This window comes from Alteromonas sp. CI.11.F.A3 (genome assembly GCF_032925565.1).
GTDB lineage: Bacteria > Pseudomonadota > Gammaproteobacteria > Enterobacterales > Alteromonadaceae > Alteromonas.
Window position 1 is genome coordinate 986,199 of record NZ_CP136708.1, and the last position, 21,496, is coordinate 1,007,694.

Here is a 21,496-nt window from a genome sequence, read left to right on the forward strand (position 1 = left end):
AATGGCGGTCTACCATTTAACAAATAGGGTTTGAATTCTTATGTGAATTTGAAACGAGTGTCATTCAGAGATGTGTTGTTACTAAACGAAGCAAATACGGTAGAAAGAAAGGGTCTTGTTTGTGTGATGTAGGATAAGAAGCACATAGGGTGTTACCTCACCTTTTTATTGTTAATGAAACAGTTCAGTTACTAACACAGTAAGAGTTCGGTTAACTTCACAGCACGTTAACTACAGGTGTGCGCTTTCGTTATAGCCTAGTAACCCCAAAAATCACAGTAGTCTAGTTATTTGCTTTGTAAATTGAGGTGTAACAGGGGGCTTAATACTAACCAATATTAATAAAGCGATTGGTTGGCATCAAGCACCCAAGTAGTTCAGACAGGATCTACTTTTTTAATTTTAGAAAGTAATCAAAAATTTCTGGTACGTTTCCGTTACCCATGCCAGCTTCAAATGCAGCCTGCAAGTTAGAAGATGAACCTTCTGCAATTTTAGACTGTGTTCCTAAGTCTTCTACCATTTGTAAGAAATAGCCAAGATCTTTATTCGCATTTGCGATTGAGAAACCAAGATCACTTACATCATCAACGGCATAGTTCTTACAGAACTGCATGAATGGTGAGCTAGATGGACCTGTCGACATAATATCGAAAAGTTGTTGGCGATCAACGCCAGCCAAGTCAGCTACAGCAAATGCTTGAGACATTGCACATACTGTTGTCATACCCATGAAGTTATTGATTAACTTAGTTGTATGACCAGCACCTAATGCGCCAAGGTGGAAAACGTTCTCGCCTTGGTCTTCTAGTACAGGCTTAACCTTGTTGAAGGTATCGATATCGCCTGCAGCCATAATATTAAGCAAACCATCTTTAGCGTGAGCTGGTGTACGACCAAGAGGTGCGTCAATCATACCAACGCCTTTCTCTGCTAGGTCAGCACCAATCTTGCGAGTAGATGCAGGAATTGAAGTACCAAAGTCTACCAATACAGAGCCTTCTTTCATGCCTGCAAGAATGCCGTCTTCTGCATACATTACTTTTTCGACAATGGCTGAAGTAGTTAAACAAAGCATAACGATATCTGATGCTTCAGCTAGTTCTTTAGCCGAAGAAACTGCTTTAGCACCTCTAGCAACACATGCTGCTACCGCATCTTTGTTAAGGTCCATTACATTAAGCTCGTAGCCTTTCTTTTGTAAGTTTTCGACCATATTGCCGCCCATAAGGCCTAGACCGATGAAACCGATGACAGGTTTTGACATGTATAACTCCTAAAATATCATGGCACAGGCTGTGATGAGAGTGATGTGAACTTCACTTCATAGCCGAGTGCGCTATCTTGCTTCTAATTAATTTAATAAGTAATTTGAGCTTAAGATTAACGTCTCGCTAAATAATTGGGCTCAGTAATGAACAGAGTAACTGATGATAGATGTACCCGCTAAAATTGAAGGGGCAATACATTCTTCCTATCAAAAGACCACTTACCAATTAAATATTCACCATTAACCAATGCCAAACTTAATTCGTGTCTCTTATCGACTAGTATGATGACAGTCCATTTTGCTTCTTGAACCAATCAGCATATCAAAAACATTATTAGTATCATGCCATATTGTCAACCAATAATTAAAAAATGGTACTAATTTGGTTTGTTTTTTAATTTTAATTTGAATTTTTTGTTAACGGTTTTCTTTGCCGTAAAATTGTATTTTACAAAGCTTAATTAATTCATGCTACTGAAATCTAATGGTTTTTATTGTTCATTGATAGTGCATTTGAAATGTTTAATAACCGTGAATATCTTGATCTATTTGGTAATTTTAATTGGTAACTAGTGGTTTGGTAGTGGGTTGACGACTATGATTGGGTTGGTTAGTCTTTGAACAGGTTGAGGGTTAAACCAGATTCAGATATTCATTCTAGCAGTTTTCGCCATAGATTCGAGTCATCCAGTTCACTGGTTTACTATCAACGAGCCTTTCGCGTGAATATCTACTTACATAGAAACATGAATTTCGGGAGATAAGACAATGTCGATGACAGGTAAAGTTGCAATTGTATCGGGTGGGGGCAGAGATATTGGTGCTGCTTGTGCGGTAGAGCTTGCTGCTCGTGGTGCTAATATTGTTATTACGTATCAGGCAAGTGCAGACAGGGCGAAAGACACTGTTGAGCAGATAGTTGCTGCGGGAGGGAATGCTATTGCTATTCATGCCGACCTCACTCAAAAAGCTGATGTTCATAATACGGTTGAAACCACATTGTCGACTTATGGGGCAATAGATTGCCTAGTCCACGTATCAGGTGGTTTGGTAGAGCGTAAAAAGATAGTGGAAATGGACTTAGCACATTGGCATAAAGTACTCGATGTAAATTTAACGTCTTTGTTCCTCATGGTGCAAGGGGTTATCCCCCACATGAAACCGGGTAGTTCAATTGTTACCTTCTCGTCTCAAGCCGCACGAGATGGCGGTGGCGGTGGCGCTATCCCATACGCAACATCTAAAGGTGCTGTCTCTACCTTTACAAGGGGCTTAGCGAAAGAGCTAGGACCAGATATCCGCGTGAATTCAGTTTGCCCAGGTATGATATCCACCGGATTTCATGACACCTTCACTCCAGACAATGTACGCTCAAATGTAGCAGGGGCCACCTGTATTAAGCGAGAAGGTACATCTGAAGAAGTCGCAAAGCTGGTGGCATTTTTAGCGTGTGATGATGCGTCTTATATGACCGGCAATAATGTGGATATTAACGGTGGCTTACTTTTCTCTTAACAGTTAATAACTAAACTCTATCAACGAAGATGTTGATAAATTATTACCGATAGTTAAATAAAAGCCTCCTCCGAGAGGCTTTTATTTTTACTTGGCTTACAAATTCGAAGTTAATATAGTCCCATTAAATCATGCTCTTATGCTTACCTTAAGGTTTGGTAATATCAATAGGTATATTAATTGGTAATATAGAAAGTTAACAACTGGTTGACATTGTGTTGTGGGGTTGGTTACATTGATACCTAGTATCTTTCGGCTCAAGTTGAAACATTTTTGACTTTTGCTATGACGCTAATCAGCACCTCATTATTTGATATCGCTGCTATGCTTCATGCAAGTGTTAAGTGTTGAAGAGCCCCTTCTTTAATCATATAAAGACGATTGTCGTCTTTCAGATAACTTAGGTTGTTTGCATGAATGCTAGTGTGTTTTCTGTTCCTGTTTTAGTCACTTGTAGCCTACTTTTTGTTGCCGGCTGTAATTCAACTTCCCCACAAGCTGGTGTAAAAGAAGACAGCGCCTATGTTTCCAATCCTTTGTTACAAGTATCTCAATCAGGTGGCATTTTAGTTGCCGACAAAGAGCAATTTCTCAAACAAGCTGAGTCGTTAAAAGCGGGTGATACCATTGTACTTGCTGATGGCGTTTGGGAAAATTTTGAAATTTTATTTAAAGGTGTCGGTACACCAGAAAAGCCCATTACACTAAAAGCGCAAACTAACGGTGGTGTCGTCTTGTCAGGGTTATCTAACCTTCGACTAGCAGGTGAGTATCTTGTCGTAGAGGGCTTAGTATTTAAAGACGGATATAGTCCTACCGGTGAAGTAGTATCATTTAAAGAGAACGACGATAACCTTGCTTACCATTCCAGGGTTACTCAAGTGGTTATTGATGGGTTCAGTAATCCAGATAAATTCAACTCTGATAAATGGGTTGTGATGTACGGTAAGCACAACCGCTTCGACCACAGTCATCTAGAAGGGAAAAGTAACGCGGGCGTCACAATGGCGGTGCGCTTGAATACGGAAGATAGCCAACAAAATCATCATCGTATCGATCACAACTACTTTGGCCCTCGTCCAATTTTGGGCTCTAATGGTGGTGAAACCCTTCGCATTGGTACCAGTAAGTATTCATTAAGTGACTCATTTACCATTGTTGAAAATAACTATTTCGACAGATGTAACGGCGAAGTAGAAATCATTTCGAATAAATCGGGTAAGAACCAATTTTTAAATAACGTATTTTTTGAAAGCAGAGGTACGCTTACCCTTCGCCACGGCAATGGAAACCTAGTGGAAGGGAATGTGTTCTTTGGTAATGGCAAACACCACACCGGTGGTATCCGTATTATTAATGCCGACCAAACGGTTCGTAATAACTACATGGAAGGGTTAACGGGTATTCGATTTGGTGGCGGTTTTACCGTAATGAATGGCGTACCAAATTCATCGATTAACCGATATCACCAAGTTAAAAACGCCAAAATTGATAACAATACCTTGGTGAACTTGGATAATATCAACCTAGCAGCGGGTAGTGACGCAGAACGCTCGGCGACGCCTATCAACAGCAGTTTTTCTAACAACCTAGTTGTAAATGAAAGCGCTGAAAATCCATTTAAAATCTTTGATGATGTTTCTGGCATTACCTTTAAAAATAACTTCGCTAGTCAACGGCCTCAAGATGAGCTAGCCCAGGGATTCGATGTTAAAAATATCGAATTAGTACGAGGCGAAAACGGGTTGTTGCAAAGTAAACAAGCGCAGCAATTAGAGGTTGGCGCACCCGCATCTTTAAACCCAACGCTAAAAGAAGACACAGGCGTAAACTGGTATGAGAAAGCAGGTTTACCTATAGAATTTGATTCTGGTAAAACTGTTAGCGTAAGTTCTGCTGATGAGCTTTACCGTGCTGTGGCCGAAGCAGAAAGCGGAAGTACGATACTGCTTAAAGCCGGAAGTTACTCGCTAAACAAACAGATGCAGGTTAAAAGCGTAGTAACACTTAAAGCAGAGTCACCGCGCTCAGTTACCCTGTACCCCATGCGCTCTTTAATGATTGAAATTGAAGATGGGGGAAGCTTGAAACTGGATGGGCTAAATATATCAGGTAAAAAATCGCCTGACAGTGCAGGCAATGTACTTATCCGCAACACTAAGTTGCCTACTTTGTTTAATCACAAGCTTGCCATTCACAATACGCACATTACCGATTTAAACGTGAACCATTCCTCTCATGTATTTGATGCGGGTTACAGAAGCTTAGCCGATAACATCGACATTACTGACAGTGTATTTGAAAACATCACGGGTGACGTATTGCGACTAGATAAAGAGCAAGATGATTTAGGCATTTACAATGCCGAATACGTCACCATCAAAAATTCTACTTTTTCGAACATTGAAGGTGCCATTGCAAAAATTTATCGCGGCGGCACAGATGAAAGTACCTTTGGCCCGCACTTCACCTTGACGGATAGTGATATCACTAATGTTGGAAAGGGGAAGCGCAACAAATCTAAGTCTTCTATTTTCCTACTGGGTGTGCAACAAAGCCTAATTAGTGGCAATACGTTTGTAGATAGCAAGCTAGTAACTATCGATCACACGGTAGGTGAACCACAAACTCAAATTCTTAATAACACCTTTGATTCTACGCCACTTCCTGAAGTGACCGAAACCTTTACTAAAGGGGCATCAACGGCAACGTTAAAAGGGAACCAGTCGAAGTGACACCCTGCGGGCTAACGCTTTAGACAGTACGTTTTATAAAAATGACGACAAAGTAATATTAGGTAAGGTAGTAACATGAAGAATTTGAGATGGTGGGTAATTGCACTGGTTGCACTGGCAACAGTGATTAACTACATAGATAGACAATCGCTTAGTGTATTGTGGCCGTTTATGGGAAAGGAGATTTACCCCAATAAAACGGATGCCGAATTAAAAGAAGTGTACGGTATTATTAGTATTGTATTTCTTTTTTCCTATGCCTTCGGCCAAGCTATATTCGGTAAGGTGTTTGACTGGGTAGGCACACGCATAGGTTTTGTTCTTTCTATTGGTATTTGGTCTATTGCTACCGTGCTGCATGCTTTTGCACAAGGCATATTAACCTTCAGTGTGTTCCGTGCCATCTTAGGTGTTTCAGAAGCAGGAAACTGGCCAGGCGCAGCAAAAGCTAACGCCGAGTGGTTTCCCACTAAAGAGCGTGCTTTAGCTCAAGGTATATTTAACTCTGGTGCAGCCATTGGCGGCATTATTTCTATTCCTCTCATTGCTTACCTTGCCTTATTTTTCAGTTGGAAAGCCATCTTCGTAATAGTGGGTTGTACCGGTCTACTTTGGCTTATTCCTTGGATCATCGTGGTTAAATCGCCACCAGGCTCACACCCTTGGATCACCGATGAAGAAAGAGAGTACATCCTTACCGGCCAAAGAAACGAAGCGACCAATGCCGATGGCAGCGCTATTGCTGAATACACGCCTACCACTGGGCAGTTGTTATCACACAAACAGAGTTGGGGCGTGATTATCGCCACTGCGGCAATCGACCCTATTTGGTGGCTATTTATTGTTTGGATCCCCACCTATTTGGTAGAAGTTTATGCCATGGATGTGAAGGGCTTGGCTATTTATGGTTGGGTTCCTTATGTAGGTGCCATGTTAGGTGCTTGGTTCGGCGGACTGCTTGCGCAAAACAGACTGGGAGCAGGTTGGTCAGTAAACAAAGCGCGTAAGTTAGTGATTACGCTGGGTTGCTTAATCATGTTGCCAGCATTGTTGATGTTATCTAACCCGAACAGTGAAGTTGCTGCTGTATTAATTATGGCCACTATTCTATTTGGCTTTCAAACGGCAATTGGAAACGTACAAACCTTGCCTAGCGATTTATTCGGCGGTAAGTCGGTGGGGACATTGGCTGGCTTTGCGGGTATGGCGGCCAAACTAGCGGCAGGACTTTTGATATACGCAGTACCTTCGTTAACTGCTGACGGTAGTTACACAGTGGTCTTTGTTATTGGTGCGGCACTTGCCATCGTTGCTGTACTAAGTATTTGGGTTCTATGCCCTAAAATTGAACCGGTTGAAGCTAAGCGATAGTAATCGCTTAGCTTTATGGCTGTGTAAATAGGGTAGGTAGCGTTTATGGCGGCAACAGCAAAAGCGTTAATACGCAGTGTAGTTTTTACTACATTAACACTGGCGAACACCGTGGCTGCTAATACTTCACTAGCTGAAAGTTTAGCGGCTACCCATACACTTCCTGAATCACATCAAGCACTTCCTCAAGGGGAGTTGCTTGGTGATTTCAATTCACTTGACCCTTCAAAATCTCCCAATGATAATTTTGATTTATTAAGTTGGACACTTAGTCTCCCAACCGATTTAAATAAAGATTTAAAAGCCGACATCATTTATGAAAAAGCGTTAAGCGATAGTTTTTCATTGAAGCCGCTTTTTTACACAGCTACAGACGGAGGAATGGTATTTGCCTGCCCTAATGCTGGGGCAAAAACATCTAAAAATACCAAGTACGCACGAACTGAATTACGAGAAATGCTCAGACGAGGTAACACCCGCATTAAAACGAAGGGGGTCACCGAGAACAATTGGGTGCTTAATTCGGCGCACGGTTCAGTCAAGCGTAAAGCAGGGGCGGTGGAAGGCAGTCTAGAAGCAACTCTTGCGGTAAATCGCGTTTCTACTACCGGAGACAAGAACAAAGTTGGTCGAGTTATTATAGGGCAAATTCATGCGACTGATGACGAACCCATTAGACTCTATTTCCGCAAGTTACCTGGCAATGACAACGGCTCAATCTACTTTGCCCATGAAATTAACGGTGGCGATGATGTATGGGTCAACATGGTGGGAAGTCGCTCTCATACGTTAGAAAATCCTGAAGAGGGGATAGCCCTTAACGAAAAGTTTAGTTATAAGATTACGGTACAAAACGACATCTTATTTGTGACCTTAATCCGTGAGGGTAAATCAAACCTAACCAAAAGCTTTGATATGAGCAAAAGTGGTTATAACAAAAACAACCAGTATATGTATTTTAAAGCGGGTGTTTATAATCAAAACAACAGCGGCTCAGATAAAGATTACGTACAAGCCACCTTTTATCATCTAGAGAATCAACATTAAAAAGGGGTAATCAAACTCGTATTATTAACCCTAATGATGTCCCTTTTTCACTTCGTTCTGCTCAATTCAACTCTTCTTAACTCTACTCCACATGGCACCATGCCTTACTTTTAGCACTTCTTCGCGAGTGTATCTTGACGCTTTATACCCAACATTCACCGTAAAAATAAATTGGTAATAACAATGTGTTCACCATTGGTCAAAAGTTGCTAGCCCTGTCAGCAAGATCTAGAAACATCTTTGTGAATTAAATGTTATCGCAATGGCATGATAATGGTGGTAAAAGTTATTTTATTGTGGTTATATGTGCCGACAGGTTAACAATGTTGTCTTAATGTAATTTCAATTGGTAACCTATAACTCTTTAATTTGGTAATAATATGGTGTGGTTCGCTACTTAATAACCAAAACCAATCACTCGGAGAATAGAGCCATTATGAAGTTTAAAACATTCGCACTTTGTGCCATTGCTGCAGCAATTACAGGCTGTAACGTTAGTACAGATGTTAGTTCAGACAACAATCCCAATACATTGGGTTCAATTGTGCTTTCAGGGACGGCAATAAGCGGTGAAACACTAAGTGCGACCGTAAGCGATCCTGATGGTATTTCTGACACCGTAACCTATTACTGGTACGCCGACGGTGTTGCTATTGAAGGCGCTAACTCTTCATCATTCACACTCACCGATGATCAGATTGGTTCACCAATTACAGTTCAAGGCCTTTATACCGATGATGGTGGCATTAATGAATCCCACATCAGTGACCCTACCGACGATGTAATGGCTATTGCATCAGATGCGACAATTACGCTGAGTGGCGACGCACTTGTAGGTTCAACGTTAACAGCCACCGTTGCTGACGAAAATGGAATTGAAAATGCGGTTATCGTTTACGCATGGTTCGCGGACGATACGCAAATAGAAGATGAAGTTACTGCAGAATTAGAACTTACCGACGCTCAGTTCGGCACAGTCATAACTGCTAATGCCACATTCGAAGATGATCGTGGTTTTAGTGAATCTGTCACTTCAGCGGCAACGGATGTAGTGGCACGAGTTAACTCTGAGGGTGCAGTTGTTATTACAGGTACGCCGACAGTAGGCAATACGCTTACCGCCGAAATTGCTGATGAAGACGGTGCAACAGGTGATATTTCTTACCAGTGGTATGCTGATGATGCGGCCATTGATGGCGCAACCGACAGTACTTACGTGGTAGGTGCCTCATTGGTTGGCACAGTGATCACCGTGCAAGTCACCTATGTAGATGACAACGGTTTTGAAGAAGACATTACATCTGCACCCACTATTCCAGTTACCAGCGTTGCGGTAGACCAAGCGGGTAGTATCGAAATTATGGGTACTGCGCCTTACTTGGCCAGTGCCACACTAACGGCTGAAATCACTGATAATAACGGCATTGATGAAGCGAACGTTGTTTACACCTGGTCAGCTGATGGTGTTGAAATTGCCGATTCAAACGCTAAAACTTTTACGCCAACTGCTTATGCAGGCGCGATTATTTCAGTGAGTGCAGCTTATACCGATAACGATTCGTTTACTGACACAGTAACGGATGCGTTAGATTCTGTGGTTTATACCCAAGTAGTAGGTGATGCTACAGCGCTTGAATCTGCATTAGTTAGCTTAGCTGATGGCGATGTACTCGGCTTAAATACGAATACCTATACAGGTATGGCTGCGCTGGAATTAACCAGTGGTATTGAACTTCGTGCGGTTGAAGGTGAAACCCCTACCTTTACTGGTGATTTTTGTATTCACGTTGCAAGCTCGGCTGATGGCGCTGCGGTAACAGGCTTAACCTTCACCGATATCGATACCCTTTCAGGTTCTACTTGTGATAGCGGCGAAGAAGCCATGATTTATTCTGAAGGTGATAACTTCGTTTTCTCGCAAAACACCATGGGTAATGAACAAGCTTCATTGAACTACCCTGATGACGCTTTCCATTGGATGGTAGTGAAAGGTAGCGGCGCACTTATTGAACGTAACAACTTCTCTGGCCGCTCAGTGGCTGCAGAAGGCTCTATTATTAAACTAGCTTCTTCTGGTGCTGACCACATTATTCAATACAACTTGTTTAGCGAAAGCCCGAATGAAAACTTCGGTAATTCTAGCCTTCTTCTGCTTAACCTAGGTAGTACTACTGGCGACGATTCAGCGGACATGGCTAACTTCACGGTTCAGTATAACTTGATTGACAATGTGACTACTGGCCGCCGCTTGATGCGAGTTCAAACCTCAGGTGCCACTATTAAAGGCAACACTATCGTTGATGCTAGTGGTGGTATTTCACTAGAAGACGGTGGGTTTAATACGGTTAGCGATAACATCATTATCCGTACAACCGATATTGCAAGCTCTAGCGAAAGACCAAGTGGTGTTCTTGTAACGCCATTAGGCCACACCATTACCAACAACTATATTGCGGGTATTCGCTCTGGCAACAAAGAGGCTGGCGGCATCGTATTCACGGTAAACCCATTCTCTCAAGCTGACGGCGGCGTTCCAAATTCTGGTAACCAAGCGGTATTAGACGGTTCTGGCGACCTATCGCTTACCGTGACTAACAACACGGTACTTAACTCGCTACAACCTATCGTCTTTAGTACTGAAATTGGTTCAAAAGCAGGTGTTGATGATTGTGATGATTTAGCGGAAACCACAACACTATACGGCCTTAGTAACCAGTTTTTCGTTATCGACTTTGACGCGAACTTAATTGCCAATGGCTTAAACAATGACGCTTCGACTGAAGGTTTATACCTTAATGCCGACGGTGGTTTCAGTGACCATTCCTTCGAATACGACTGCGACCTAATCAACCACACAGAATCAACCCTCACCAACAACTTTGGTTTTAGCGACAGCTACATGTCGGGTGATACCTCTGATGACTGGGTAGATATTAGAAATATCGATGGAAATGGCGAGTTTGATACCGATGGCGCCATTGACCAAGACCCTGCTGGAAATGGCAAAGAAGTGCCTGAATTTGTCGTTGCTGAGAGCACGCTTATCGAAACAGACGGAAGCGGTGCGCAGGCAATTGCTGGTGCGAAAGGCCTTTACTACATTCAAGCATCTGATGTGGGCGTAGGCTCTACATGGACAGCAGACGATGAATAACACAACACACACAGCCCTATACACATTAAAAGACACAACGGAGATCTCGTAATGTCGTTGAAAATACAACAGAGTAAAACCTTGAGCGGTGATAACGTGGAGAATGCTGAATTCACGCTTCGCCCTGTGGCCAAGTGGGTACGTACGGCAATTATTGCCAGTGTAGCCACTACCAGCGCATTTTCACTTCACGCTCAAGAAGCCAATGTAACTGAAGAAGACCAGGCTGACGTCGAAGTTATCGACGTAGTTGGTACACGAAAGACAATTCAAGACCAAATTGCTATTAAGCGTGAATCAACAACGGTTGTTGATGGTTTATCATCAGAAGATATTGGTGAATTGCCTGCACTTTCAATTGGTGAAGCACTAGAGTCTATTACTGGTGCAGCTTCTCACCGTGAAAATGGTGGTGCTACTGAAATTACCATTCGTGGTCTTGGCCCGTTTTTGAGTGCTACACATATCAATGGTCGTGAAGCGACAAATGGTAGTGGTGACCGTTCGGTAAACTTCTCACAGTTCCCTTCAGAGCTTGTGAAGAAAGTGGCTATTTATAAGACCCAAGACGCCTCTATGATTGAAGGTGGTGTGGCCGGTGTTATTTCACTAGAAACAGTACAGCCGCTAGATTACGGCAAGCAACGTATTCAAGGTGAAGTTAAAACTAACTACAACCCTGACGAAGGTAACGTAGACAACTCACTTCAAGGTGATCTAGGTTTTCGTGGAACCTTTAGTTACGTAGACCAGTTTGAATTTGATAACGGCCAAGCGTTAGGTATTTCTTTTGGTTTGCAACGTCAAGATATCAGTCAGCCAGAAGCAGAATACAGAAGTTCAAGCCCTACAGGTTCTTCACTGTGGGCGTGTTTGAACGACCCAACTAACACTAACGAAGGTTTCTACCGTAGTAGTGCAGGTGACTGTGAAGACCAAGTTAGCGGCAGCAGTAACCAAGGCTACGATACGGCCATTGACCCTGAAACAGGCAAAGCGGTTAGCGATGGTACGCCGTACGCATGGACTGGAAGCAGCCGTAGTTACCGTCAAAATGAAACGTCTGATGAACGTGATGCACTATTCTTAGCGCTTCAGTTCCAACCTTCTGAGTCTTGGGATATTAACTTTGATGCGCAGGTGTCGGATAGAACGCAACAAGAATCACGTCACGATTTAATCTTCTTACAAAAACGTGCTATTCCTGGGCTTACTGGTCCTACATTGGTGACCAACGATGTGGGTGGTATTCTGCATTGGGAAGGGCAAGATCGTATTGAATCTTCAGGCGAGCAATTTTCTCGTGAAGAGAACTACCGTGGTTACGGCTTGAATATCGAGCACTACGCGACTGATGCATTAACGGTTAAATTGGATTTGGCTTACTCAAAAACGTCACGTGAAGAGTTACAAATATCTAACCGTGCGAGAACTGCTGACAGACAATCTTTTAGCTGGGACATGGGCGAATATATTCCTCATTTCACTGTAAGTGACTTCGATGTTACTGATATTTCTAACTACACAGATAGCCTTCGTACTCGTATCGATAGAGAAAATACACGCGATAACGAAATTAAGTCTGCACGTTTAGATTTTGAATATGCACTAAGTGGCGATGTGTTCACCAGTGTTCAAGCAGGCTTGAGAACATCTGAACTGAGCTTCATTCAATATGGTGGTAGCCAAGGTAATGGTTCACGCAACGAGTTTACGCTAGATACTGCAAATGCAGATGCACTTGAGTTATTGCAGAGCTGTCAGAAAGACTTTCCTGAATCGGACTTCTTAGACGGTGTGTCAGATGGCGACCTCATTACAAATGTCGATAGTGACGGCAATGTAATTGGTGGCGGCTCTTCTTGGGCTACTTACGATAACGTGTGTTTCTCACAAGCTGTAGTTGCATCTCAAAACGGAGAGTTTGGCTACCCAGATGTAGAGTATGAAAACAGTGGTACTATCGACGTAACTGAAAAAACTAACTCTGCATACGTGATGGCCAGTTACGATACAGAAATGTTTAACAAGTACATTCGTGGTAACTTTGGTGTGCGTATTGTAGATACCGAAGTTACTTCAGTGGGCTTTAGAAACTCATTCGACGTTGTTACTGACGAGCTAGGTGTTATTAGCTTAGTGAGCGGCGACTCACTCGAAAGAATTGAAGGTGGCGGTGACTACACTGAAGTGCTTCCAAGCTTCAACTTAGTTGTGGACTATAGCGATGATATTCTTATTCGTGGTGGTATATACCGTGGTATGTCACGTGCCGATCCATCTGATTTAGGTTACAGCCGTACGTTCCAAACCGATGATGACTTAGCGCCAACGTCACTTGCCGATTTATTAGTAGGTGTAAACGGTTCAGGTAACCCTGATACACAGCCGCTTATGTCGTGGAACTATGATGTTGCTTTCGAATGGTATCCTAACGAAGATTCAATCTTTGCGTTTGGCTTGTACTACAAGCAATTCCAAGGTGGTTTCCAACAGCGTACAGTATTAGAAAACTTCGTTATTGATGGTCAAGAGTTTGCACTTCCAGTGACCAACTCTGTAACTACCGATGATGAGAGTGACATTTTTGGTTTAGAAGCGTCAATCGCTTACCGTTGGGACAACGGCATCGGTGTTAAAATAGGCTACAACTACGCAGACACAGACTTCGAGTTTGAAGACAGTTTGTATGGTGACACCTTTATCACTGACGTAGACGGTAACACCACGCAGTTAACAGCAGGTATTGTTGACCCAGCTTCGGTACCAGGTTTCTCTGAGCATGTATTCAGTACTCAGGTTTACTACCAAATTGGCGATTTAGATACGGCTATTATCTACAAGTATCGTAGTGAGTACTTCCAACCTTACACTAGTAACGGTACCCGTTTACGTTATGTAGATGAAGTAGGTGTATGGGAAGCGCGTATGTCTTACAAAGTTAACGAGCATGTGCGCGTGAAACTTGAAGCCATTAACCTATTCAGTGCGCCTAAATCACAGGATTACTATGTACAAGGTAACCTAGGTGAAGTGAACGATTACGGTCCTCGCTTATTCGCAGGCGTTAGCTTGAAATACTAATAGATAGCGCGAGGATAGCCGCAATACAGTGGGTTTATCTTAGCAACAAAAAAGGCTGCGAGTCGAAAGACTGGTAGCCTTTTTTTTGTGTTCATCACTTATTGTTCCAAAGCGTAATTATCAAAGTAGGGGGATCTCCCTATGTCGTAGAAGTCTTCCCGCTGTCTATTATTTAAGCGTAAATGTGTCGTTTATCGATAATTTACTACATCGCCGAAATCAAAAAATAAAGGAGTTCGTATGCGATTAAATATGAATAATATGAGAAGCACGCTGCTCAGAGTATGCCTTACAGTGGGTATAGTGGCAGTATCAAGTTCTATAAACACAGTGAATGCGAGTGTTATCAGTAGTAGTTACGGAAATGCCGTACACATTAATTTGACGATAGACTCTTTGGCAAGTGCGGTTGTGGATATTTCTCACACAAATGGCAGTGCCCCTGATGCTTATACGGATAGTAGTACCCTAGCAGCGGCAGATTTAACCGCAGGGATTTATTCACATACATTTATAGATAATTCGAGTTGGCAAGGAGATATTTCAGCTAGTGTCATAGATGGATTATCAACTTCCTCGTTAACCAGCGTTTTGCCTAGTTATTTTTCTACTTTAGGTGCCGCTACTATAAATGAACTGTCACTTGATTTGATTTCAAGCATACTGGGGATCAACGGTTTCTTATCTATAACTGCAGATTTACTGAGTACAACGTCAAAAGTTGATGCAAACGCCATTTCAGGAGAGTCATATTCGCTTGCTACTGCTGGTGGTTCAACTATCACGAACTTGGAGGTAGATTTGTTAGGTGTCAAAGCCACAGCGTCTGCGATGGAAAATCAATCTCTGTTTGCAGGGTTAAATATTGCTGATTTCGGGCTAGGTATATTCGTCAACGAAGTAAGTAGTGAATGCTCTAATACGCTATGCGCTGAATCGCGAAATGCAGTGAGAGTAGCGTTCAGCGATTTTTCTGTAAGTAATTTATACAACTCAATTTTTTCGGTCTCGCCCCCAGGTATTGGAGGAGTGTTTGACGATTCCATTATTAATGGAGAAATTGTACTGGCTAGCTCGTTCGCTACAACGACAGCAGAGGTCAGCGAACCATCGGGATTAATACTGATAATATTAGGGGGGATAATGATGATAATTGGACGTCCGAAGACGTTGATTAGGCATGGCTAAGCACAAGGATGCGTTATAGAAGCTTAACTTATATATGGTGTGTAAGCGTCTTAAACGCTCTAAAAAACTAAGGTGCTAATGGGTCATTAGCACCTTACTCTTTGTCTATTCGCTGCTTGTATACCCTGTATGGCTATTTTTAATTTCATAGAATGTAGCTTGCGCAAATTCGTCGGGATCACTCGAGTTATTTAAGTGGTATACACCCACTTTAAAATAGTGATATTGACCGTCTTCATCGTACTTACTTTCACTCATATCATAGTGTGCAGTAACATCAGCTTTACCTTCACGGCTAATGGTCACGGTCAATAAGTTTACGTTCACGTTTATGTGGTAACTAAATTTCTCATCTAGAGCAATGCCATCAACAGGATTGCTGGTTGAATTGCTTCTTGAGCCAATGAGTTCGACATAGGTTTCAATATTATCGCCTTCACTGTCTTCAACACGGCTTTCGTGCGCGAAGTACACTGAACCAAGTTCATTACTCGGTAACTTGCGATAATACAAGCGAATTGGCTCATCATCATTGGCATGTATTTGACCTATTACTAGTCGGCCAATTTGATAGTTTTCACCGGTGGTAGTCACATTGTTTACTGCAAGGGTTACACGTAAATCACCATCTACGCCGCCAGCATCTGCTTGCCCTGCTGCGGATGCACTGCCAAATACCCAATTATTTTTATTCACTCCTTGTGTACTTATAGCACGGTTGCCTCTTCGTAACATTTCACGCAATTCGACCCGTACATAGTTGGTGTTTGTTGAGGTTTTAAAGCCATAGCTTGGTGAGCGCATAACAATGCCGTCATCATCTGACGCATAAAAGTACTCTGAGTTACTGTAACCGCCAGCAAGCTCAGTTTCCGAGATAGAATCAGACGTTCCAGTATTGTCATCGTCGGTAGGAACACTTAAATACCAATCCACAAGTTCAATACCTACCTCGCTCGGTAACACGTCGGTAAATAGCCCTGTGGCGTCTTCACAACGGTGAACTTGTACTTCAACAATGCCGTTGTTGGTGTTTTCACTATTACCTAACCCAGTAATTTTGACATAGCGTGCTTGCGATGAGTCGACATTGACGAGTTCGAAGCCACTTTGGTTACCTTTCGATTCAGCTTGAGTGAGAACAGTAACCCATGTGTTCTGATCAACAGAGGTTTCAACCGAAAAGCTGGCAACCCGTTCAGCGCCTTCAAACCACTTTATGGTAAGCGCGCCAACGGTTTCAGTTGTTCCTAAGTCGAGCGTGAGGGCTTTATCTACCCCATCGCTAGACCATCTTGATATTGAAGCGGTGTTTCCATCGATGGCATTCGCAGGCGAAAACTCTGTTGCCGAACTGCCATCATCGGTTGCACTGACTATGGTATGTATTTTGTTAGAGCAAACTTCAGTTACAGGTGTTTCAACAGCAGGTGGAGCGGTTGTTGTAACCGGGGATGTACTGCCGGAGCTTCCACCGCCACCACAGCCGGTTAGCAGTAGTGGAACGAGTAATGAACTCGTAAAAAGGGAAAGGTAAGATTGATTGGTCAGTACTTTTTGAGAAAACACAGCGCACTCCTTAATGTAAACGCAATGTAATTAATAAGTTTCAAGTATAAGGGCGTGGATAGTTTTATCCAACACTTATGTCATACCAAAATTCTTTATTGTTCTTACGCTTTGGTAAGTCTGCTGGTGTGAAGGTTTTTGTTACTGAATATCTTCTAGAAGGGGGGGGACAGACATAAAAAAACCGCTTAAGGTGAATTAAGCGGCTTAATATTAAGTGATAGGTCTAGCTGTCGGCTTAACCGACTAAATGAGTAATAGAGTATCTGTCTCGGGTCTCGCTTGATTTCTTTTTGATTTCTTCCAAAGCTTTGGCCTCTGAAGCTTCAAATAAAGCATTAATCAATCGATTAAAGTGTCCATGCATAGCGGTTCGCGCACTTTGTGAGTCACGTGATTTTAACGCCATAAATATACGCTTGTGCTCTTCTAGCCGGTCTTGACTACTGGAGCTGCAAACGCTTTTGTACGACGATATGATTTGAGGCTGAGACTCTCTTAACTTCCAATAATGTTGAATAGACAATAACAGTGCGTTATTGCGAGTAGCCTTGGCGATAATAGAGTGGAATTCTCTATCGGCTTTTTCCGGCTCGTCGTCATTTTCCATTGCAATAAGGGTGTCGTTAAGACTATTAAGCTCTTCATCGGTTATTGAAAGCGCCGCCAGTGCCGCCGCTTCGCCCTCTACCAGCGCGCGGGCTTGTGTAAGCTCAAAAGCACTAATACGTTGCACTTCACTTTGTTGAGGCTGATTGTCTAGCACATACACACCAGAACTTACTTTAACTTCCACGCGGCCTCGCACCTCAAGTGCAATAATGGCTTCTCTGATGGTTGGTCTGCTGACGTCGAAATTTTCGGCAAGTTCTCTTTCTGGCGGCAAGCGACTTCCAGGGGGATATCGGCCAGCGTCAATTTGCGCTTCTATTTTTTCAACGATATGCCAGAACATGCGACGATTTTTCATCAACTAAACCTTATAACTGCAATAATTAGGTACAAACAGATACAACTTAATCGGTTAAATTGTACTTATTGTTCAACACAATTCAATTGCTTTAAAAGGTTCAAGCATACCGGTGCCTAGCTGCGTTTGTTCTGCTAAATCCGCTAACAAAACCTACCATTTAAAACAATCAATTCAGGATATTCTACGTCTTATTCTACAAATACAGAAGTATTTGTTAAAAGAGGCTTATCAAATCATATATTTATGTGCACCAACGAGATTGAAATTATGCTATTTACAGCTGAAGGTGCTCAAAAACTAAGGGTTTGAAGGATTTTATCTTCTATTAGTTATAGCATATAGAGTGTATTGGTCAACAATTTGGGGTGTTTTTTTGCGCTTTAAATTATCAATTGGTTAACATTTAATGTTCATTTTTCACTGGTTTCATCTGTTCAGTATTAACATAATTGATTATTCATAATAAAATTTCGAACCCGGTTTCCAAATACAACATAAATACTTACTAATCAATTTCCCCCTAGACACTAAAAGTTTGTAAGCGTAGTTGCAGGTCGAAGAACCAATCACTTTTGATCTCTCGCTCATAGGCATTGGTACTAGTTATGTGAGCAAAACAAGATGAGAGACGCAAACTTGTCTTTTTTTGCAGATTAGCGATGGCAGACAAACTAGGAGGGTTTAATGAGTACTAATACGGTTGTTGAAACGCAATACGCTAAAATTGAAGGTCATAATATTGCCTATCAGGATGTTGGTGAAGGAGTGCCGGTGTTGCTTTTGCATGGCATACCGACTAATAAATTTCTTTGGCGCAATGTAATTCCAACTCTTAGTCAGACACACAGGGTGATTGCCCCCGATCTTCTCAATTACGGTGAGTCTGACATGCCAACCGATGTGGATGTATCCATTAACGCGCAATGTCGAATCATTTTAAAGTTGATGGATGCACTGGGTATAGCTAGCGCACACGTGGTGGCGCATGACATTGGCGGTGGTATAGCACAATTGATGGCTGTGAACGCTCCTGAAAAGGTAAACAAGCTAGTGTTAATTGACAGCGTTTGTTTCGACTCTTGGCCCATTCCCGAATTTGAACCCATGCTAGAGCCTGGCTTCGAAGAAAGCACGAGTGTGGAAAAATTTAGCGGTATTCTTGAAGATTTCATTCCAAACGGCGTTTACGGAGACAAGGTGCCGGTTGATGAGATGATAGAGTTATACATTACGCCGTGGAGTAATGAGAAAGGGAAGTCTGCCTTTTTCCGAAATATGCGTAGGCTTAACAAAGAATATACTGAAGCCATAGTGGGTGCATTGCATAACCTTCCCCATGAAACACTGATTCTGTGGGGTGATAAGGACGAGTTTCAGAAACCGAAATATGCACCAATGCTAGCGGATACCATCCCTGATTCGTCAATCAAATGGATAGAAGGCGCGGCACACTGGGTTACTGATGAGCAACCTGAATCTGTGTCAGAGTCACTTGTAGCGTTCTTGTAACTTTACTAAAGTACTTCTGGCGGCTTAACATCGGTAATATGGGTAACTATCTTGTTAGCCGCCTCTATCTTCTCCTCCTTTTGAATGAATAAAACAGCGCTATTGCAGGATGTGTTTGTTAACGATGAATGGTTAGCATAAATACGTCTATTTTGTGTTTATGGTGTTGCCATGTCGGGATTTAAGAAAATATCCAGTGCCATCGTGGCCGTCTTTATCGTGTGTTTTGTTGTCTTTTCTTGTTCGGTCTATTTCCAAATTCGTCAAAATATAAATGATGAAACATCAAGTGCGCTAAACCAAGTGCAAGAGATGCTCAAAGCGAATATGAATGCTAACGATATTAAAGCAGTGGCAGAGCAAAGCCCGCATTTATCGGTAACAGGCTTTACTGGTCGGTTATCCATGCCTACTAATTATCATTCTGACAATCAACCTATCTATATTCCCATCCATGAAAACCAATATTTGGTGGTAAGAGCCCACGATACTGCCGAGTTGGTGCAAAATATGAACCTATTTTGGCTAGTGGCCGCGTTGTTTTTTACAACGCTAAGCGTGTTGCTATTTACGCTTAAGGTTGCCGTAACGCAGCGATTGAAGCCCTTAAATCAATTAGGTGACGCTTTGCAACAACTTGTAGATGGCGAAACAACGAATGATATTGAAGACAGTGATATCAAAGAAGTAAAGCGTGTTATTGGGCAATTCCAACGTCTACAAGACTCACTACAAAATAAAGAAAGGCAGTTAGTTAAAATAGATAAAAAACTCGCACTGTTACAGGAACAAGAAAGAAGCTATCTGGCGAGAGAGTTACACGATAATGTGGGGCAGCTACTTACCACCATTAAAGCCCACGCCTATATTTTAGTGAATTCACATGAGCCCAGTGTACTTGAGTTGTCGGCTCAAAAAGTGCAGACCATGAGCCAGCAAATTAGTGACGCCATTCGCCACTTAACTGCCCATCTTCACCCGTTAGTATTAGATAGGGTATCGTTACAGCAATCTCTTGAAAAACTGGTATTCGAACAAGAGTTAGCCCACCCTCAAATCGAATGGCAAGTGTCTATCAATTTGAATAAATTTGCCCAAGAGCATGAGCGAGATATTCATATTTATCGCTTTGTTCAGGAAGCTATTAATAATGTGGTAAAACATGCTGATGCGTCAAAAGTATGGGTGCACATAGCCGGTGACAAGCAAGGGCTTACTATCAATATTCGAGATGACGGCAAAGGGTTTGACGGGAATGCCGTTGAAAGTATTGGTATGTCATCTATGCACAGTAGAGCCAGGTGTATTGGCGCTATCTGCGCGGTAAAATCACACAAAGAAGGCGGTGTAAAGGTTCAGTTGTCCTTGTGTTTATTGGGCACTGAAAGTTTGCGTCAGGTTAACGTGGCATGAATATCTTGCTTGTAGACGACCACGCAGTAGTAAGAGAAGGCTATAAAGCACTGCTAAACGCCATGTTGCCTGAATATACGGTTTTAGAAGCCGCTGATGGCCAGCAAACTCATCATTTACTTAGAATGCATACTATCGACACCTTGGTTCTGGATATTAATCTTGCGAAAGAGAGTGGTTTATTATTAGCCGCTGACTTTTTAAATGAACAGCCTAGTTTGAAAATCATTTTTTTCAGTATGTTTGAAGATTGCGCCATTTTACAGCGCGCCATGCAAACGGGGGCTATGGGGTATATCAGTAAAAGTAGCCCGCCAGATACACTTATATCAGCCATAAAAGTGGTTGCTAAAGGGCAAAAATACATAGAACGTTCATTGGCGGTAAATTTGGCTAATCAGCTGTTAAATGCCGAAGTTGATATTGCTGCAAAACTGACGAAGCGGGAGTTCGAAATCTTCATGGCAACCGCGATGGGGAAAACCCGTTTTGACATTGCCAATGAATTAGCCTTATCTTCGAAAACAGTGTCAAACGCGCTAACAGTGATAAAGCGAAAGTTAAATACAACCCCTTCAGAATTTACTGAGCTTGCCACTAAGCATGGCTATATTGGCAAGACATAGACTTCCTTTCCCCTCCTAAAGTAGGAGCCAAATCGGCCTATC

The 21,496-nt window shown here is 42.3% G+C and carries 13 protein-coding genes; 10 read left to right on the forward strand and 3 right to left on the reverse strand.

What is annotated here, in order from left to right; translation table 11 throughout:
• Nucleotides 1–388: 388 nt before the first annotated feature.
• Entirely contained in the window at nucleotides 389–1,267 is an 879-nt protein-coding gene (locus R1T43_RS04265) for an NAD(P)-dependent oxidoreductase (protein ID WP_159533141.1), read from the reverse strand.
• Nucleotides 1,268–2,038: 771 nt separating this feature from the next.
• Between R1T43_RS04265 and R1T43_RS04270 the strand changes: the two genes are divergently transcribed.
• The 7 genes from R1T43_RS04270 (at nucleotide 2,039) to R1T43_RS04300 (ending at nucleotide 15,364) form a co-directional block, all read left to right on the forward strand.
• On the forward strand, nucleotides 2,039–2,785 hold the full coding sequence (locus R1T43_RS04270; RefSeq protein ID WP_211071573.1) for an SDR family NAD(P)-dependent oxidoreductase: 747 nt from the start codon (nucleotides 2,039–2,041) through the stop codon (nucleotides 2,783–2,785).
• 413 nt (nucleotides 2,786–3,198) lie between these two features.
• Entirely contained in the window at nucleotides 3,199–5,520 is a 2,322-nt protein-coding gene (locus R1T43_RS04275; RefSeq protein ID WP_317353229.1) for a polysaccharide lyase 6 family protein, read from the forward strand.
• 75 nt (nucleotides 5,521–5,595) lie between these two features.
• Nucleotides 5,596–6,891 carry an MFS transporter gene (locus tag R1T43_RS04280; RefSeq protein ID WP_211071571.1) on the forward strand — a complete coding sequence of 432 codons (1,296 nt, stop codon included), beginning with the start codon at nucleotides 5,596–5,598 and terminating at the stop codon, nucleotides 6,889–6,891.
• A gap of 45 nt (nucleotides 6,892–6,936) precedes the next feature.
• Entirely contained in the window at nucleotides 6,937–7,938 is a 1,002-nt protein-coding gene (locus R1T43_RS04285; protein WP_317353233.1) for a polysaccharide lyase family 7 protein, read from the forward strand.
• Nucleotides 7,939–8,374: 436 nt separating this feature from the next.
• Nucleotides 8,375–11,092 carry a chondroitinase-B domain-containing protein gene (locus tag R1T43_RS04290; RefSeq protein WP_317353236.1) on the forward strand — a complete coding sequence of 906 codons (2,718 nt, stop codon included), beginning with the start codon at nucleotides 8,375–8,377 and terminating at the stop codon, nucleotides 11,090–11,092.
• Nucleotides 11,093–11,143: 51 nt separating this feature from the next.
• Nucleotides 11,144–14,176, forward strand: a complete 3,033-nt coding sequence (locus tag R1T43_RS04295; RefSeq protein WP_317353239.1) for a TonB-dependent receptor — start codon at nucleotides 11,144–11,146, stop codon at nucleotides 14,174–14,176.
• A gap of 240 nt (nucleotides 14,177–14,416) precedes the next feature.
• Nucleotides 14,417–15,364 (forward strand): hypothetical protein, encoded by a 948-nt coding sequence (locus tag R1T43_RS04300; RefSeq protein ID WP_317353242.1) that lies wholly within the window; start codon nucleotides 14,417–14,419, stop codon nucleotides 15,362–15,364.
• Between the two features lie 105 nt (nucleotides 15,365–15,469).
• Here R1T43_RS04300 and R1T43_RS04305 read toward each other — a convergent pair whose 3' ends face one another.
• Both R1T43_RS04305 and R1T43_RS04310 read right to left on the reverse strand, forming a co-directional pair.
• Complete coding sequence (locus R1T43_RS04305; RefSeq protein WP_317353245.1) at nucleotides 15,470–16,933, reverse strand: polysaccharide lyase family 7 protein; 1,464 nt, start codon at nucleotides 16,931–16,933, stop codon at nucleotides 15,470–15,472.
• 238 nt (nucleotides 16,934–17,171) lie between these two features.
• Nucleotides 17,172–17,903, reverse strand: coding sequence for a FadR/GntR family transcriptional regulator (locus R1T43_RS04310; RefSeq protein WP_211071567.1), 732 nt, complete (start codon nucleotides 17,901–17,903; stop codon nucleotides 17,172–17,174).
• A 687-nt stretch (nucleotides 17,904–18,590) separates the two neighbouring features.
• Between R1T43_RS04310 and R1T43_RS04315 the strand changes: the two genes are divergently transcribed.
• From R1T43_RS04315 to R1T43_RS04325, 3 genes are all read left to right on the forward strand, one after another.
• Complete coding sequence (locus R1T43_RS04315; protein WP_317353247.1) at nucleotides 18,591–19,415, forward strand: alpha/beta hydrolase; 825 nt, start codon at nucleotides 18,591–18,593, stop codon at nucleotides 19,413–19,415.
• Between the two features lie 171 nt (nucleotides 19,416–19,586).
• Nucleotides 19,587–20,828 carry a histidine kinase gene (locus R1T43_RS04320; RefSeq protein ID WP_317353250.1) on the forward strand — a complete coding sequence of 414 codons (1,242 nt, stop codon included), beginning with the start codon at nucleotides 19,587–19,589 and terminating at the stop codon, nucleotides 20,826–20,828.
• Entirely contained in the window at nucleotides 20,825–21,454 is a 630-nt protein-coding gene (locus R1T43_RS04325; protein WP_317353252.1) for a response regulator transcription factor, read from the forward strand. Before R1T43_RS04320 ends, R1T43_RS04325 begins: the two co-directional genes overlap by 4 nt.
• The last annotated feature ends 42 nt before the right edge of the window (nucleotides 21,455–21,496 follow it).